The following is a 15,875-nucleotide window of genomic DNA, read 5'->3' as shown; positions in this document are numbered from 1 at the left end:
CTAATTCCTATTTAAGTACGGTCATACCAGCGCCAGCAGCGCGGCGATAAATACAGAGGCAGCAGAGAAAGTCATGGCGCGTGACGACCAACTGTTGAACCAGTTGGCGAAGCTGGACAGGCCGCGATTGAGCTTGGTGTTCTGGCGCGTCCAGGACTGTTGGTCGAGGCGGAAGAACACGTAGATCTTCACCAGCGCGCCGACGATCTGGTTGTAATAAAGGAGCACCGGGTAGGCCGGGCCGATGCGGTGCCCGGAGAGCATCAACAAGAAGGTCAGGATCAGGCGTGTGGTGCCGATCCACAGCAGGTAGATCAACAGGTACATCACGCTGTACTTGATGCTGGCGATGATCGCCACGCACAGACCGAGGATGCAGGTCCACATCGATACGCGTTGGTCGAACAGCACCAGGCTGGTGAAGGCACCGAGGCGATTCATCCCCAGGCGCAGAGCGCGCGAGTTCTGCCGCAGGTTGTTGCCGTACCAGCGGAACATCAGCTTGCGGCTGGCTTTGACGAAGCTCTTCTCCGGCGGATGCTCGACCGTGTTGATCGCCGCATCCGGCACGTAGAAGGTGTCGTAGCCCAGGCGCATCAGGCTGTACCAACTGGACTTGTCGTCACCCGTGAGGAACTGGAAACGCCCGAGGCGCCAGTGCTCCAGGTGATCGCTTTCCACGTCGCGGATGAACTCGGGGTCGGTCACCACGCTGGCGCGGAACACCGACATACGACCGGTCATGGTCAACACGCGTTTGGAGAGCGCCATCGAGCACATGTTGAGGTGGCGCTGAGCGAAACGCAGCTTGTGCCACTCGCTCATGATGTAGCTGCCACGCACCTCGCAGAACTCGTTGGTGGTCAGGCCGCCGACGTTGGGGAAGAGCTTGAACCAGGGTACGGTTTTCTTCACCACGTCTGCTTCGAGCACGGTGTCACCGTCGATCACCGCCACCACCGCATCGCGGTCCGGCATCTGCCGGGAGATGGCGCGGAAACCATGGGCCAGTCCGTCACGCTTACCGGTGCCAGGAATCCGCACGATGTCCAGCTTGACGTGCGCCGGCGGCTCGGCCTGGTTCCACAGGTTCTTGATCAGCAACTCGTCGGACAGCTCGACGATCGAGCAGACCACCGTGCATGGATAACCGCAGTCGATCGCTTCGCGGATTACCGAGCGGTAGACCATGGCGGTGGTCAGCGCATCGATACGGAAGCTGGTGACCATCAGATAAACATGAGAGGGGTCGGCGTCCTTGCCGAGTTTTTGCACCTTGCGGCGATACCAGGGGTATACCAGGTAAAGGAACAGGCAGCCGCGCACGAAGTGCATGGCGCCCATGGAATAACGCCAGATACCGACGATACCGATGAGCAGGAGGAAATCCCGCGAGTCGGGGTCGAATACCGTGCGCGGTAGAGCCAGTGCCAGGAGCATCAGCAAGCTGAGGTAGAGCATCCAGCCGCTGGCTTCGTTGAGGCCGTGCTTGAGCTTATCCATATGCGTCTCTCGGTGCCCGCGCCAGAGCGCGGGCACACTTGGTCCTTACCAGCAGATACCTTCGGCCACACCATTGCTGGCGTGGGGCATGAAACCGACCAGGTCGATCACGCGCTTACCGTTCGGTGCCTGTTCTGCCAGCTTGGCGAAACGCTCGTCGCTGTTACCCAGGACGATGATGTCGGCCTTGGCCACGACGTCATCCAGATCACTGTTGAGCAGCGAGGAGACGTGCGGGATCTTCGACTCGATGTAGTCCTTGTTGGCGCCATGGACACGGGCGTACTCGACGTTGCGGTCGTAGATGCTCAGGTCGAAACCCTTGCCGATCAGCATTTCCGCCAGTTCCACCTGCGGGCTTTCACGCAGGTCATCGGTACCGGCCTTGAAGCTCAGACCGAGCAGAGCGACCTTGCGCGAGTCATGGCTGGCGATGATGTCGAAGGCTTTCTGCACCTGGGCGGCGTTGCTGCGCATCAGCGAGCCTATCAGCGGCGCTTCCACGTCCAGGCTGCCGGCGCGGTAGTTCAGGGCGCGTACGTCCTTGGGTAGGCAGGAGCCGCCAAAGGCGAAGCCGGGCTTCATGTAGTACTTGGACAGGTTCAGCTTGTGATCCTGGCAGACCACGTCCATCACCTCGCGGCCATCGACGCCGACGGCTTTGGCGATGTTGCCGATTTCATTGGCGAAGGTGACCTTGGCCGCGTGCCAGACGTTGCAGGTGTACTTGATCATCTCGGCGACTTCGATGTCTTTGCGGATGATCGGCGCGTCCAGCTCGCTGTAGATGCTTTCCAGCAGGTCGCCGGAGGCCTTGTCCAGCTCACCGATGACGGTCATCGGTGGGAAGTCGTAATCCTTGATCGCGGTGCTTTCGCGCAGGAACTCTGGGTTCACCGCCAGACCGAAATCGACGCCGGCCTTCTTGCCCGAGCAGTCTTCGAGAATCGGCAGTACCACGTTCTTGGCGGTGCCTGGCAGCACTGTGCTGCGTACCACGACGGTGTGACGCTCTTTCTTGTCGCGCATGGCCATGCCGATTTCGCGGCAAACGCCTTCGATGTAGTTCAGTTCCAGGTCACCGTTCTTCTTGCTCGGCGTGCCGACGCAGATGAACGAAACATCGCTTTCCAGAACGGCTGCGGCAACATCGGTAGTACCACGCAGGCGACCCTGGCGCAGGCCTTGCTGCAGCAACTCTTCCAGGCCCGGCTCAACGATAGGCGACTTACCTTTATTGATCAGGTCGATCTTGTTCGCGGATATATCCACACCGATTACGTCATGGCCGCGGGCCGACAAACAACCGGCACAAACAGCGCCCACATAACCCAAACCGAAGATACTGATTCGCATGGTTTTCACCTCGTCCGTTTGAAGCAATTTAAAAGTTAGCCATATTGGGCCAAAGCGAGTCCCTGAACGTGCATTGCAATAAAGCGGCAAGTTCGTTTAGGCATAAGTAGAGTGTGGTGCTGGAAAGAGCACCGGAAATGGGCCTTATATAAAGCGTGGCCCTTGAAGTATTGTTTCTGTAGCCCGCATGGGGACTGGCTGTTTATTCATCTAAAGTGTTGCTGTGTCTCCCTGTGCACAGTGGAAGTTAGATTGAATGGACCCTTATTGGCGCACGGTGATGTTGCAGTTGATGCAGTGCGATCAAGGCCATAAGCAATCACTGTGTGCGCTGTATGAGTGTGCGCGTTACGGGATAGTTCCAGCCGTTCGTAAAAATGCTGAACTGAGGCTGAACGCTACTTGCCAGTACATTGATAGCAGTTTGCAAATTGCATGATGGCAGTTTGCAAATTGCATGATGGCACATGCCGAATTAATGCATCTGGCAGTTATCCGATGAAGTGCTTTCGAATAAGTTCGCTGTTTGCAAAGTTCAATTCGGAAGTGTGAAACAGTGCGGGTTCTGGCGGGGGGCACATGGGCTTTGGGGCGGGCTGCAGTGGGGCGTAGCGTGGCTCAGTGGTGTCCAGGCAAGGTCATCATTGGCCTGCCCAGACACCCATGGCGCAGTGTGGAAAGTCAGTCGTCGGGGTGATCGCGCAGGAATACCAGGCTGTTTTCCTTGGAGTGCTCAGCCGAGTAGCGGTAGCCCTGGTAGCTGAAGTCCTTCAGGCCTTCAGCATTGCTCAGACGCTCCTTGATCACGTAGCGCGCCATCAGGCCTCGGGCCTTCTTGGCATAGAAGCTGATGATTTTGTACTGGCCGTTCTTCAGATCCTTGAATTCGGTGTCGATGATGCGTGCGTTCAGTGCCTTGCGCTTGACTGCACCGAAGTATTCGTTGGACGCCAGGTTGAGCAGCACGTCATCGCCTTGAGCGGCCAGGGCTTCGTTTAGCCAGCCGCTGATGCGCTCGCCCCAGAACGCATACAGATCCTTACCGCGAGGGTTGGCCAGCTTGGTGCCCATCTCCAGGCGGTAGGCCTGCATCAGATCCAGCGGGCGCAGCACGCCGTATAGCCCTGACAGCATGCGCAGGTGTGATTGCGCGAAATCGAAGTCGTCCTCGGAAAAGTCCTCGGCATTGAGCCCGGTATAGACATCGCCTTTGAACGCCAGCAGTGCCTGTTTGGCGTTGGCAGGGGTGAACGGGGGGTGCCAACTGCCGAAACGTGCTGCGTTGAGACCGGCGAGTTTGTCCGATAGCCCCATTAGATCGGCGATTTGCGCCGGACTGAAATCGCGCAATTGGGCGATCAGCTCCTGGGCGTGGTCTAGGTGTTCGGGTTGGGTGAAGTGTGGGGTGGCCGGTGGCGTCTCGTAGTCGAGGGTCTTGGCCGGTGAAATCACCATCAGCATGGGCAGCTCTCCAGAAAACGTGATGGCGATTCTAGAGTCGGGGGACCGGCAAGACCACCTATCGATGTGATTGAGCAAGGTGTAGGAGCAAGCTCTGCTCGCGAAAACATCTAGCCTGGTTTCGCGCTGCTCTACCCATTCTACGATGTCCGGTCGCCTGCAGATTCGAGAAAATGACGGACAGCTCTGCACTCGATTGGCGCGGTGTGCTGCAAGTGGGGGCGGGGAGTGAAACGAAACACAGCAGGTAGGACTTCGGACTGTAACGGGCTCTCGAAGGAGCGCCAAGCGCTATTCGTCGATGAGAAAAATAAAGTTCAAAAAGCTGAAAAGTTCTTTTGCCTGTCATCTTTTTTGGAGTATCTAAAAAGCAAGACCGCCGAAACCTGCAAACAGGTGGCGGCCATTGGCCCTCACCTTGCTTGCATCTATTCAGCCCCGGCGCTGAGAGTCGGCGGCCTCTGTCCGGCGCAGCACCGCTCAGGTATTGCGTCGCCCGGCTACGACAAGAAGGTGACCGAGTATGGATGACCACGGACGCTGCAAGCCTACCGCCCCAACCCTCTACGCCCTCGACACCAATGTCCTGATCCACGATCCCAACGCCTTACTGAACTTCGAAGAACACCACGTTGCTATCCCGATGACAGTGCTGGAGGAGCTCGACAAACTGAAGTCCGGCAAGCTCGGTGTCGCTGCCGAATGCCGCCAGGCAATCCGCCTGATCGATCAGATCCTCGCCGGTGCCGAGCCCGAAGATGTCGAGCACGGTGTTCCCATCCAACGTGGCAAGAGCGGCCCTTGCGGGCGCCTGTCCATTCTCATGAGCAAGAGCGCGGCACCTGTTACTTGGCTGCCGGAAACCCTCAACGACAACAAGATCATCAACCAGTTGGTGGAGCTGAAGTCGCGTAACCCTGGTTTGTCTGTAGTGCTGGTGACCAAGGACATCAACATGCGCCTGAAGGCGCGTGCCTGCGGTATCGATGCCGAGGACTACCATACCGACCAGTTGGTGGATGATGTCTCGCTGTTGTCCAAGGGCTACCACGACTTACCGGGCTCTTTCTGGGATCGTGTGAGCAAGGTCGAGACGCGTCAGGATCATGGCCGCACCTGGCATCGCGTGCAGCTCACCGACAACCTGCCAGCCGTGCACGTCAATGAGTTCATCCTCGATGAGCAAGGCTTCGTCGGCTGGATCAAGGCGATCAAGGGCGAGGAGCTGGTGATCCTCGACATGCATCAGGAGCCGTTGTTGCATCAGGAAGCCTGGGGCCTGAAACCGCGCGACATTCATCAGGCGCTGGCGCTGTTCGCGCTGCTCGACCCAGACATCCACCTGGTCAACCTGTCTGGCGCCGCCGGTTCGGGGAAAACCATCCTGGCGCTGGCCGCGGCCATTGAGCAAACCATGGTCAGCAAGCGCTACCGGCGTATCATCGCCACCCGCAGCGTGCAGGGGCTGGATCAGGAGATTGGCTTCTTGCCTGGCACGGAGGCTGAAAAGATGGAGCCCTGGCTCGGCGCCATCACCGATAACCTTGAGGCCCTGCATATGGATGACGAGAGCACCCATGGCAGCGTCGACTACATCCTGCAGAAGGTGCCGTTGCAATTTAAGTCGCTCAACTACATTCGCGGGCGCAGCTTCCAGCAGAGCCTGATCCTCATTGATGAGTGTCAGAACCTCACCCCACACCAGATGAAGACCATCATCACCCGTGCCGGCAACGGCTCGAAGGTGGTGTGCCTGGGCAACCTGGCGCAGATCGATACGCCGTACCTGTCGGCACCCAGCTCGGGGCTGACTTACCTCACCGAGCGCTTCAAGGACTTCCCGCACGGCGTGCATATCACCCTGCAAGGGGTGCCGCGCTCGATCCTGGCGGAGTACGCGGAAAGCCATATGTAGCGACAAGCTGCAAGCCTCAAGCTACAAGTAAAAGCGAACAAGACCCGGAGCCTTTGCAGGCTCCGGGTTTTCGTTTTCAGCCTGTAGCCCGGATGCAATCCCGGGGCGCTTGGCTCCCCAAACTCCCGGATTGCATCCGGGCTACGAGACTGCTGCCTGCCGCCTGCTATTGCTACAATCGTCCGATTCCCGCCAGGAGCTTCCCCGTGCTAACTCACCTCGATTCCCAAGGCCGCGCGCATATGGTCGACGTCACCGACAAGGCGACCACCTTCCGTGAGGCCACCGCCGAAGCGCGGGTTCGTATGCTGCCTGCGACTTTGCAGATGATCGTCGCAGGCGAGCATCCCAAGGGCGATGTGTTCGCCGTGGCGCGCATCGCCGGTATTCAGGCAGCGAAAAAAACCAGCGATCTGATCCCCCTGTGCCACCCGCTGATGCTCACTGGGGTCAAGGTCGAACTGAGCGCTGAAGGCGACGACACGGTGCACATTACCGCGCGTTGCAAACTGTCCGGGCAAACCGGTGTTGAAATGGAGGCGCTGACTGCCGCCAGTATCGCCGCGCTGACCATTTATGACATGTGCAAGGCTGTGGATCGCGGCATGGTCATCGAGCACGTGCGCCTGCTGGAAAAACTTGGCGGTAAGAGTGGTCACTACAAGCTGGAGGAGCCCGCATGATCCGCGTGCAGTATTTCGCCCGCTACCGTGAGGCCCTGGGGCGCGACGACGAACAAGTCAGCGGCGACTTCGCCACCCTTGATGATCTACGTTTGCATCTGCTCGCCCGTGGTGGCGAGTGGGACGTGCTGGGTGAGCAAAACCTGATGTGTGCACGCAATCAGGAGCTGTGCAGCCTCGACGAGCCGCTGGCTGAGGGCGATGAAGTTGCCTTCTTCCCCACCGTCACCGGTGGCTGACGCTGATCTAGCTGTAGAGGAGCGTAGGGTGGGCCGGGCTGCGCTCCGTTTCAGCCCGCCAAACCGCCTCTGAAAACGCCCCATCAAACGAGACACCCTCATGACCATCCGCGTCCAAAACCAACCCTTCGATCCCGGCATCGAGCTCAACGCCCTGCATGCCGCCAACCTCGGCATTGGCGCGGTGGTCACCTTCGTCGGCTACGTGCGCGACTTCAACGACGGTCGTGATGTAGGTGGCATGTTCCTCGAACACTTCCCTGGCATGACCGAAAAAGCGCTGGCCAAAATCGCCGATGAGGCGCGTGAGCGCTGGCCGCTGTTGGGCATCGAAATCATCCACCGTGTCGGCCGCCTGGAGCCAGGCGAGCCTATCGTTTTCGTTGGCACAAGCAGTGCTCATCGGCAGGCCGCGTTCGATACCTGCAACTTCGTCATGGATTACCTGAAGACGCGCGCGCCGTTCTGGAAGAAGGAAGATACCGCCGAAGGCCCGCGCTGGGTCGAGGGCCGACATAGCGATCAGGACGCTGCGCAGCGCTGGCTGCGTGATTGAGGGGCGCTGGTGGTTAGGTCAGTGCCAGATGCACGCGTAAGGCAATTGGCGCCAGCAGCATTATCACGCCGATGCCTAGCGCTCGAACGCCCCATTCGTTATCTCGGAAATTGAAGCCGACGCCCAGCAGCAGGAAGCCGCCGATCAGCAACGCCAACATCAAGTGATAGTGTTCCATTGCCTTGCCTCCCGCTCAGTGACCCTGATTTGAGTCTAGTCGCGGGTCTGACAGGTGGGGCTGATTAGGCTCAATATTCGTTGGTCTGATCAAGTGGCATTAACCAAATGCCTTGGGCGTCCTCCTGGCATGGTAGTGCCTGTAGCACCTGTCCGGCACAGGGGCCTGCCACGCACTCGCCGGAGTCGATGAGAAACAGCGCGCCATGGGTTGCGCAGCGAATCAGGCTGGCGCTGTCGTCGAGAAATACATCGGTTTGCCAGTGCAGGTTGATGCCTCTGTGTGGGCAACGATTGCGATAGGCATACACCGTACCCTCCTTGCGGACGAGAAACAGGGCGAGCGAATCGACGAGAAAACCCCGGCTCTGACCTTCGGCCAGCTCGCTCGGGGAGCATAAGCGAATCATCGTGGCCTCCTTGGCTGAAGGGCGATTATCGCGCAGTTCGGCGATGGGCAGCCAGCCAGGTAGCTTGCTCTTACGTCCAATGTAGGGATGGTATTTCGAGCGCGATTGGCTGGTTATCGTCGGCACGTGCTGTGGGGACGGAGCGGCTGGCTGCTTCAGGCGTTGAGCCAGCCATGAGAATCTCATGGGCAAAAAAAAGACCCGGCAAGAGCCGGGTCAATAACCGTGATTAGCCTGATGAGGAGATAATCTGAAGAGTCCGACTGAATGGTCTCTTTAGCTTATCGACTGATCTCGCGACCAGTTGTGATAATAATAACAATTATCATTCTGGTGTCAATGGGTTTTTGAGAATATTTCTCATAGCGCCAAGGCAGGTACCGATTTTCTGCCTTGGCGCGTTACTCAGTTGCGCAGTTGGGTGACTTCCTTGTTCAGAAGGTCGATACGACGTGCCATGCTCTCGATCAGGCTATGGGCAATGCGCGGGTTGCTCTGCATCAGGCTGAGGAACTGTTCTTTTGGTATCACCATCACTGTGCAGGGCTCGCTGGCGACTACGGTGGCGCTGCGTTTTTCCCGGGTGAAGACCGCCATAGCTCCGAAAATTTCGTCTTTCTGCACGTCACCGACCTTCTGCCCGTCAACATAGGCCTCGGCATGGCCTTCGATGATGATGAAGACATGATCTGCGTCGTCACCCTGATGAATCAGCTCTTCGCCCGTGGCGAAATGCTGGAAGCCAGTGGCAGGGCGGATCTCCGGTTGTTTTAGGCGTGCCAGGGCGTCGGAGAGTAGGGCGGTGTGGCCGATCAGATAGTGGATGAACTGTTCTTGGCGTTGTTCACTGGCATGGATGTGTTGGAACACATCGCTGCGCGAATAGGGAATCAGGCTGATGGGTTCTTCGCTGCTGTAACGGCAACTGGGTAATTCGATGCCCTGGCGTAACCCCACCAGATCACCTTCTTGCAGGTAGAACAAGGGGCGCTCTTCGACTACCGCGTGCAGTAGGCCGCTCTCAATAATGAACAATTGGTTGCTCGGCAGCGCTTGGCTCAGGTCATCCACACGGTTTAGGTGCAAGGGCTCACCGATGGGATTCAGACCCTCCAGTAGTTGAGCGGGGATGCTCTGCAGGCGGTTGATCAGCTGATCGGCGTAGGCCGGTTGCTCCCCGAGTAAATACATGACCGTAATTCCTTGAACTGGCTGGGCTGAACGTACGAACGTCCCTGAAACAATAGGCTGTAGTGCTTGTGGCGGCAATCTTCCTATGTGTGGGTTGTGAGCTACCTCCTGTTGTTTGGCGAGATTGCCTCTAGGCGCTCGTTGAGTTCGGCCTTGTGGGTGTTGGGTAGTTCGCTCCAGTGCACATCGAGAAGTGCGCCTTCGATGGCGTATAGCAGCACTTTCGAGGCGCGAAAGCCTCGCGCGCGTACCGCTTGATAGGCCCCAACAGCGCCGTAACGGCGCAGGTCGCTGGCATTATGTATGCCGACGGCATGAAGCCATTGAGCTGACGTTTTACCGAGGTTTTTCAGGCACTGCAGTTCGTCTTTCATGGCGCCTCTGTGCTGGGCGGTGCATATCACGTCACTTGGTGCGATAGCGCAGGCGTGTGCCGAAGTTTACCGACATGAGGATCTCGTCTGCGCTCAGTTCGACAGGAAAATAGGTGCCGGAAATCTGGGCGTGGGCTAGGCTTGCCCCTTCTATCTGGGCGTTGCGTAAGTCCAGGCCGCGTAAATCTGTGCCGCGGAAGTAGGCGTCGGTGAAGTTGACGCCTTCGGTGTCCATGTTGCGCAGGTCAAGACCGCGGAAGTCACCACCGGAAAGATCGACTTCGCCACCCTTGGGCTTCTGCGCATTGAAGCCCTTGATGTCATCGTTGTGCAGCAGGCGGTAGAGCGGATGGTCAAGCTGACGTGGCTGGCTCATGGCAAGTACCGGTGACGGGGTCACCGCAAGTATAGAAGGCGCTGCGTACTTTGCCCGGTACGCAGCGCCAGTGAAGCGGCTAGGCGGCGATGCGTCAGATGCCCGGCAGCTTTTGCCGGATACGCTCGATGAGGCTGTCCAGGCTGGCGCTCTCGTGTGTATCCACTCGCCCGCTATGTCGCTGCTCCTCGGCATCCAGGGGCTCACGCGCTGCCTGTTGCGCCTCGATGACGGCCATCGTTGCGTCGGATGGATCGCGTCCTTCGCTTTGACGCTGAGTCAGCCAGCTCGCAATGACGGCGTCCGGTGCGTGGCAGTCGAGGATGAGGAAGGGTGCGCCGCTTTCCTCGGCTGCCTGGCAGGCCGCCTGGCGCTGCGATGCCTTGAGATAGGTCGCGTCGATGACCACCGGGAAACCTGCGTGCAGTACCTCGCGCGCCAGTTGATGCAGGCGCTCGTAGGTCGCTTGGCTGGCTTCTGCGCTGTAGATACCGCTCTGCAACTGGCCCGTATGGGCCGAGTCCTGTTCGCCGAGCAGGCGTTTGCGCTCGACGTCCGAGCGCACACGAATGGCGCCCAGAGCCTCGACCAGACGCATGGCGACATGGCTCTTGCCTACGGCGGATACGCCATGGGTGATGGCCAGGAAGGGTGTTGGGATGGCGCTGTAGCTTTCTGCCAATGCGGCGTAGGCGCGGTACTGGCGCATAATCACCGCTCGTTGAACCGGGTCCTGTTCCTGACCCAGGCGGAACAGGCTGACTTTGCCACGCACCATGGCGCGGTAGGCCTTGTAGAAGTTCAGCAGTTCCAGGCTTTGGTAGTCACCGGTTTGTTCCAGCCAGGAACTGATGAAGCGACGGGCCATGCACTTGAGCCCGCGGTCCTCGAGATCCATCGCCAGGAAGGCGGCGTCCGAGGCGACATCGATCAGGCGAAACGGCTCGTTGAATTCGATGCAGTCGAACAGCACGACCTGGCCGTCGATCTGCGCGACGTTACCCAGGTGGATGTCACCATGGCATTCGCGGATGAAGCCTTGTGCCTTGCGTTCGGCCAGTAGTGGTTGTAGGCGTTCGTAGCTGGTCTGTGCCCAGGCTTCAAGCGCATCGAGTTGCTGCAGATCAGGCTTGTCGCTGAGCATCGGGCGGATCTGGTCGAAATTTTGCTGCACCGGTGCCATCACCGCTTGCGGAGTACCCAACGAGTGATCCTGGGCGACCTGCGGTGCGCTCAGGTGAAAGCGCGCGATCTGGTCGGCGAGCGCATCGATATGCCGCTCATCCAGCTCACCGCGCTGTTGGATGGCGCTGAGCAGTTGATCCTGCGGAAACTGGCGCATCTTAAGGGCATATTCGATGACTGGGCCTTCACCGCCCAGGCTCGGAGCCTGCTCGCTGCCACAAATAGGCAGCACTTCCAGGTAAAGATCGTCTGTCAGACGCTGATTCAGACGCAGCTCTTCAGCGCAAAAATGTTCGCGTGCCGAGAGCTCGGTGAAGTCGAGAAAACCAAAGTTCACAGGTTTTTTGATCTTGTAGGCGTAAGAGCCAGTGAGCAAAACCCAGGAAATGTGTGTCTCAATCACGCGAAACTCTTCCACCGGGTGTGGATAGAGGGCTGGGTTCTGTAGCGCGGCAATCAGGCTTTGGCTCACGTTCGTTCCTTGTCTTTACGCTGTTCGAGCTGGGCATTATGGCCGCTGTGAACGGCCATGCAAACCATTCGGCCAGCCCTGCTGGCCCCCGTGCAAAGTGCGTATAATCCCGCCATGACTCGAAAACGCTCCCCCCGCTCAAACAAGAAAACCCGCTCTTCCGGCATTCGGCCCTGGCTCGCCTGGGGCTTCAAGCTTGGTCTCGTCGGTTTGGTTATTCTCGCCGGCTTCGCTGTGTACCTTGATGCAGTGGTGCAAGAGAAGTTCTCCGGTAAGCGCTGGACTGTGCCTGCCAAGGTATATGCCAGGCCGCTGGAGCTATTCGTTGGACAGAAGCTGAGTAAGGACGATTTCCTGCGCGAGCTCGATGCGTTGGGTTATCGCCGCGAAAGTAGCGCCAACGGTCCGGGGGCCGTTGCGGTCTCGGGTAACTCAATTGATATGTACAGCCGCGGCTTTCAGTTTTACGAGGGGGCTGAGCCGGCGCGGCAAATCCGTGTGCGCTTCTCCGGTGATTATGTCGCGGGCCTGAATCAGGGCGGCGGGGGTAATCTGGCGGTGGCGCGGCTCGAACCCATGCTGATCGGCGGTCTGTATCCGGCGCACCAGGAAGATCGCATTCTGATCAAGATTGATCAGGTGCCGGCCTATCTGATCGATGCCTTGGTCGCCGTTGAAGATCGTGATTTCTTTGACCACTTTGGGGTTTCGCCCAAGGGCATTGCTCGTGCTATTTGGGTCAATGCGACTTCCGGTCGGATGGTGCAAGGCGGCAGTACCCTGACCCAGCAGCTAGTTAAGAACTTCTATCTGACCAACGAGCGCACCCTGCTGCGTAAGGCCACCGAGGCCATGATGGCGGTGCTGCTCGAACTGCACTACGACAAGCGCGAGATTCTTGAGGCGTACCTCAACGAGGTCTTCCTCGGCCAGGACGGCCAGCGTGCGATCCATGGATTCGGCCTGGCCAGCCAGTATTTCTTCAGTCAGCCGATTGCCGAGCTCAAGCTTGAGCAGGTCGCGCTGTTGGTCGGGATGGTCAAGGGACCGACCTACTTCAATCCACGGCGCAACCCTGAACGGGCCATGACGCGTCGTAATCTGGTGCTCGATCTGCTCGCCGAACAGGGCTCGATCACGCCGGAAGAGGCCGCCGCTGCCAAGCAAAAACCTTTGGGTGTGACGCAGCGTGGCAGCATGGCCGACAGCTCCTTCCCGGCTTTCCTCGATCTGGTCAAGCGCCAATTGCGTGAAGACTATCGTGAAGAAGATCTGACCGAGGAAGGTCTGCGCATTTTCACCAGCTTCGACCCCATCCTGCAGCTCAAGGCCGAAGAGGCCCTCGCCGAGTCGCTCAAGCGTCTGGCTGGGCGCAAGGGCGTGGATGAAGTGCAGGCGGGTATGGTCGTGACCAATCCCGAAACTGGTGAGATTCAGGCGCTGATCGGCAGTCGACAGCCGCGCTTCGCCGGCTTCAACCGAGCTCTCGATGCCGTGCGTCCTATCGGTTCGTTGGTCAAGCCAGCCATCTATCTGTCAGCGCTGGAGCGTCCGAGCCAGTACACGCTGACCAGTTGGCTTGAGGATGAACCTTTCTCGATCAAGGGGCAGGACGGTCAGGTCTGGACGCCACAGAATTATGACCGCAAGGCGCATGGCTCCATTTATCTGTATCAAGGCTTGGCTCATTCCTACAACCTGTCCACGGCCAAGCTCGGTCTGGAAATCGGCGTTCCCAATATTCTCAAGACGCTGCAGCGCCTTGGAATGAAGCGCGATTGGCCTGCCTATCCGTCGATGTTGCTTGGTGCTGGTGCGCTAAGTCCGATGGAGGTCGCGGACATGTATCAGACCTTGGCCAATGGAGGTTTCAACACGCCGCTGCGTGGGATTCGCAGTGTGCTGACTTCTGACGGTCAGCCGCTGGGACGCTACCCCTTCAAGATCCAGCAGCGTTTCGACCCGGGTGCCATCTATCTCGTGCAGAACGCCATGCAACGCACGATGAGCGAAGGCACTGGTAGCTCGGTGTACAACCAGCTTCCTAGATCGCTAAATCTGGCCGGTAAGACCGGTACCAGTAACGACTCACGCGATAGCTGGTTCGCAGGTTTCAGTCAGGACCTGCTAGCGGTGGTTTGGCTCGGTCGCGATGACAATGGGCCGACTCCCCTGACGGGGGCGACCGGTGCGCTGCAAGTCTGGACCGGTTTCATGCGCAAGGCAGACCCCTTGCCCTTGGACATGCCGATGCCCGATAACGTGACGATGGCTTGGGTCGATCGAACAACTGGGCTGGGATCGGCTTCCGGCTGCCCGAATGCAGTGCAGATGCCTTATATTCGCGGCAGTGAGCCTGCGCCTGGCTCTGGTTGTGGCATTCAGGCACCAGCCGACTCGGTGATGGACTGGGTGCGTGGTTGGCTGCAATGATCGGGCAGGCTGTTTTCACCCTTATTGAAGAGGATTGGATGTGAACAAGAAGTGGCTTGTCGCTCTGCTGACAACGACGGCTCTGGCAGGCTGTAGTACGGTGCCGCGTGGCTCGATTCCTGTCGTTGATGCCGGTACGCCGCTGTCGGCTGGCAGTATCGCCGGAGCCAGTGCACCTACACCTGCAGCAGCCCAGCGGCAGCAGGTTGAAGAAGATTCCGGGGTGGTGGTGATGGTGCCGCAAGGCGCCGTTTCGTCGCCGCTACAGACCGGGCCGCAAGCCGCACCTTCCAGTGGCGGGCTGACCTTTGACGAGCCGCCGGTGAGCAGCGGTCAAGGTGGTTTCTCTTCGTCTCCGGCTCCCGGTGCGCCTAGCGGCATCCCCAGTGGTGGTGGCCTCGCCGCCGACGAGCAACTGGATGGCCCGGTGCTGGCGTTGCTGACCACAGCGCAGCAGCAGCAGGGCGGCGGTGACCTTAATGGCGCCTCTTCCAGTCTCGAACGTGCCCAACGTATCGCTCCACGTGAGCCGCAGGTGCTCTATCGGTTGGCCGAGGTGCGTCTGGCTCAGGGCGATGCGGCGCAGGCCGAGCAGTTCGCGCGGCGTGGTCTGACCTATGCGTCGGGGCGCCCGGCACTGCAGGCCAGTCTATGGAATCTCATTGCACAAGCGCGTGAGCGCCAAGGTGATGCCGCGGGCGCTGCGCAGGCGCGTGAACAGGCGCGAGTCAGTCTGTAATGGATGAGCGTGCCCCTCAGATTGCCGATCTGCTGCTCTTGATCGAGCGTGAACTACGCCAGTTAGGCTGGTGGCAAGCTGAGGCGCCAAGCGCCGAGGCGCTGGCCAGTCAGACACCTTTCTGTGTCGATACTCTGGCATTTGAGCAGTGGCTGCAGTGGATTCTGCTGCCAAGAATGAAAATGCTGTTGGAGAGTGATAGGTCGCTGCCCGCTGTATCTGGCATCCAGGCTATGGCTGAGATGGCTTATCGCGAGCAATCCGTCAATGTGCGTGGATTGCTCGAATTGTTGGGGCGTTTCGACCGTTTGCTAACGCGCGCCTGATCGGCGCGCTTAGCGGCATGTTTCGTCGATAGACTTTTTCAGGTCGGTGATGCGTTGCTGGCGTTCGTCTTCACCTATGCGCCGCAGCTCACCGTTATCGCCCTCGATTCGCACGCGAGGGTTGTTTTCCAACTGTGCGAGGTTGGTGCGAGCGCTTTCGCAGTATTTTTTGCGCTCAGCCTCCTTCCTGGCGACCTGATTCTTGACCTTCTCATCAATTGCTTTCTGTTGAGCGTCGTCCGACGGTGCTTTGGGCGCTGGCGGGGGGGGGGGCGAGCGAGGCGGCGGGGTGGCCGTGTTGATGGTAGTGGCGTCCTGCCCCTGTGGTGGCTGCGCGCCAAAGTGGGTGACGCCCTTGTCATCCACCCATTTGTAGACCTGGCTGGCGATGGTGGAGGTGCTCAACGCGAGCAACAAAGTGCCAGTGAGGATCGTGTGGCGCATGCTGTTTCCTTTCTAGAGAGCCGCGGGACTGCTGG

At 59.0% G+C, this 15,875-nt stretch carries 18 protein-coding genes; 8 read left to right on the top strand and 10 right to left on the bottom strand.

The window, feature by feature from the left end; genetic code table 11:
- Positions 1 to 21 precede the first annotated feature (21 nt).
- From alg8 to yaaA, 3 genes are all read right to left on the bottom strand, one after another.
- Positions 22 to 1,503, bottom strand: a complete 1,482-nt coding sequence (alg8, locus tag AERO9A_RS08150) for a mannuronan synthase (protein ID WP_159971399.1) — start codon at positions 1,501 to 1,503, stop codon at positions 22 to 24.
- Between the two features lie 45 nt (positions 1,504 to 1,548).
- Positions 1,549 to 2,859, bottom strand: a complete 1,311-nt coding sequence (algD, locus tag AERO9A_RS08145) for a GDP-mannose 6-dehydrogenase (protein ID WP_159971398.1) — start codon at positions 2,857 to 2,859, stop codon at positions 1,549 to 1,551.
- A gap of 681 nt (positions 2,860 to 3,540) precedes the next feature.
- Positions 3,541 to 4,320 carry a peroxide stress protein YaaA gene (yaaA, locus tag AERO9A_RS08140; RefSeq protein WP_159971397.1) on the bottom strand — a complete coding sequence of 260 codons (780 nt, stop codon included), beginning with the start codon at positions 4,318 to 4,320 and terminating at the stop codon, positions 3,541 to 3,543.
- A 228-nt stretch (positions 4,321 to 4,548) separates the two neighbouring features.
- On the opposite strand from yaaA, the gene AERO9A_RS08135 reads away from it, so the two are divergent.
- From AERO9A_RS08135 to moaE, 5 genes are all read left to right on the top strand, one after another.
- Positions 4,549 to 4,851: a hypothetical protein gene (locus tag AERO9A_RS08135; protein ID WP_159971396.1), complete on the top strand. Its 303-nt coding sequence runs from the start codon at positions 4,549 to 4,551 to the stop codon at positions 4,849 to 4,851.
- Positions 4,844 to 6,235 carry a PhoH family protein gene (locus tag AERO9A_RS08130; RefSeq protein ID WP_159971395.1) on the top strand — a complete coding sequence of 464 codons (1,392 nt, stop codon included), beginning with the start codon at positions 4,844 to 4,846 and terminating at the stop codon, positions 6,233 to 6,235. Before AERO9A_RS08135 ends, AERO9A_RS08130 begins: the two co-directional genes overlap by 8 nt.
- A gap of 206 nt (positions 6,236 to 6,441) precedes the next feature.
- Complete coding sequence (gene moaC / locus AERO9A_RS08125) at positions 6,442 to 6,918, top strand: cyclic pyranopterin monophosphate synthase MoaC (protein ID WP_159971394.1); 477 nt, start codon at positions 6,442 to 6,444, stop codon at positions 6,916 to 6,918.
- Positions 6,915 to 7,157 (top strand): MoaD/ThiS family protein, encoded by a 243-nt coding sequence (locus AERO9A_RS08120; RefSeq protein WP_159971393.1) that lies wholly within the window; start codon positions 6,915 to 6,917, stop codon positions 7,155 to 7,157. The genes moaC and AERO9A_RS08120 overlap by 4 nt, the downstream gene beginning before the upstream one ends.
- 100 nt (positions 7,158 to 7,257) lie before the next feature.
- Positions 7,258 to 7,713: a molybdopterin synthase catalytic subunit MoaE gene (gene moaE / locus AERO9A_RS08115; protein WP_159971392.1), complete on the top strand. Its 456-nt coding sequence runs from the start codon at positions 7,258 to 7,260 to the stop codon at positions 7,711 to 7,713.
- Between the two features lie 13 nt (positions 7,714 to 7,726).
- On the opposite strand, the gene AERO9A_RS08110 is transcribed toward moaE, so the two are convergent.
- The 6 genes from AERO9A_RS08110 to AERO9A_RS08085 form a co-directional block, all read right to left on the bottom strand.
- Entirely contained in the window at positions 7,727 to 7,891 is a 165-nt protein-coding gene (locus AERO9A_RS08110; protein WP_178111110.1) for a hypothetical protein, read from the bottom strand.
- 70 nt (positions 7,892 to 7,961) lie between these two features.
- Entirely contained in the window at positions 7,962 to 8,300 is a 339-nt protein-coding gene (locus tag AERO9A_RS08105) for a Rieske (2Fe-2S) protein (RefSeq protein WP_159971391.1), read from the bottom strand.
- A 405-nt stretch (positions 8,301 to 8,705) separates the two neighbouring features.
- Positions 8,706 to 9,491, bottom strand: coding sequence for a cyclic nucleotide-binding domain-containing protein (locus AERO9A_RS08100; protein WP_159971390.1), 786 nt, complete (start codon positions 9,489 to 9,491; stop codon positions 8,706 to 8,708).
- A gap of 101 nt (positions 9,492 to 9,592) precedes the next feature.
- Positions 9,593 to 9,865, bottom strand: a complete 273-nt coding sequence (locus AERO9A_RS08095; RefSeq protein WP_159971389.1) for a TfoX/Sxy family protein — start codon at positions 9,863 to 9,865, stop codon at positions 9,593 to 9,595.
- 31 nt (positions 9,866 to 9,896) lie between these two features.
- The gene (locus AERO9A_RS08090; RefSeq protein ID WP_159971388.1) at positions 9,897 to 10,241 is read right to left on the bottom strand and encodes a pentapeptide repeat-containing protein; all 345 of its coding nucleotides are present in this window, start codon (positions 10,239 to 10,241) and stop codon (positions 9,897 to 9,899) included.
- 94 nt (positions 10,242 to 10,335) lie between these two features.
- Positions 10,336 to 11,898 carry a bifunctional aminoglycoside phosphotransferase/ATP-binding protein gene (locus tag AERO9A_RS08085; RefSeq protein ID WP_159971387.1) on the bottom strand — a complete coding sequence of 521 codons (1,563 nt, stop codon included), beginning with the start codon at positions 11,896 to 11,898 and terminating at the stop codon, positions 10,336 to 10,338.
- 114 nt (positions 11,899 to 12,012) lie between these two features.
- Between AERO9A_RS08085 and mrcB the strand changes: the two genes are divergently transcribed.
- The 3 genes from mrcB to AERO9A_RS08070 are packed head-to-tail and all read left to right on the top strand — an operon-like array spanning position 12,013 to position 15,396.
- A complete protein-coding gene (mrcB, locus tag AERO9A_RS08080) occupies positions 12,013 to 14,331 on the top strand; it encodes a penicillin-binding protein 1B (RefSeq protein WP_159971386.1) in 2,319 nt (772 codons plus the stop codon).
- 40 nt (positions 14,332 to 14,371) lie between these two features.
- Entirely contained in the window at positions 14,372 to 15,070 is a 699-nt protein-coding gene (locus AERO9A_RS08075; protein WP_178111109.1) for a tetratricopeptide repeat protein, read from the top strand.
- The gene (locus tag AERO9A_RS08070; protein ID WP_159971385.1) at positions 15,070 to 15,396 is read left to right on the top strand and encodes a YqcC family protein; all 327 of its coding nucleotides are present in this window, start codon (positions 15,070 to 15,072) and stop codon (positions 15,394 to 15,396) included. Before AERO9A_RS08075 ends, AERO9A_RS08070 begins: the two co-directional genes overlap by 1 nt.
- 9 nt (positions 15,397 to 15,405) lie before the next feature.
- On the opposite strand, the gene AERO9A_RS08065 is transcribed toward AERO9A_RS08070, so the two are convergent.
- A complete protein-coding gene (locus AERO9A_RS08065; protein WP_159971384.1) occupies positions 15,406 to 15,840 on the bottom strand; it encodes a DUF4124 domain-containing protein in 435 nt (144 codons plus the stop codon).
- Positions 15,841 to 15,875: the final 35 nt, after the last annotated feature.

This window comes from Pseudomonas sp. 8Z (assembly GCF_902506535.1).
In the GTDB taxonomy this organism is placed as follows: Bacteria; Pseudomonadota; Gammaproteobacteria; order Pseudomonadales; family Pseudomonadaceae; genus Aquipseudomonas.
This window is presented reverse-complemented; position numbering and strand designations above follow the sequence as displayed.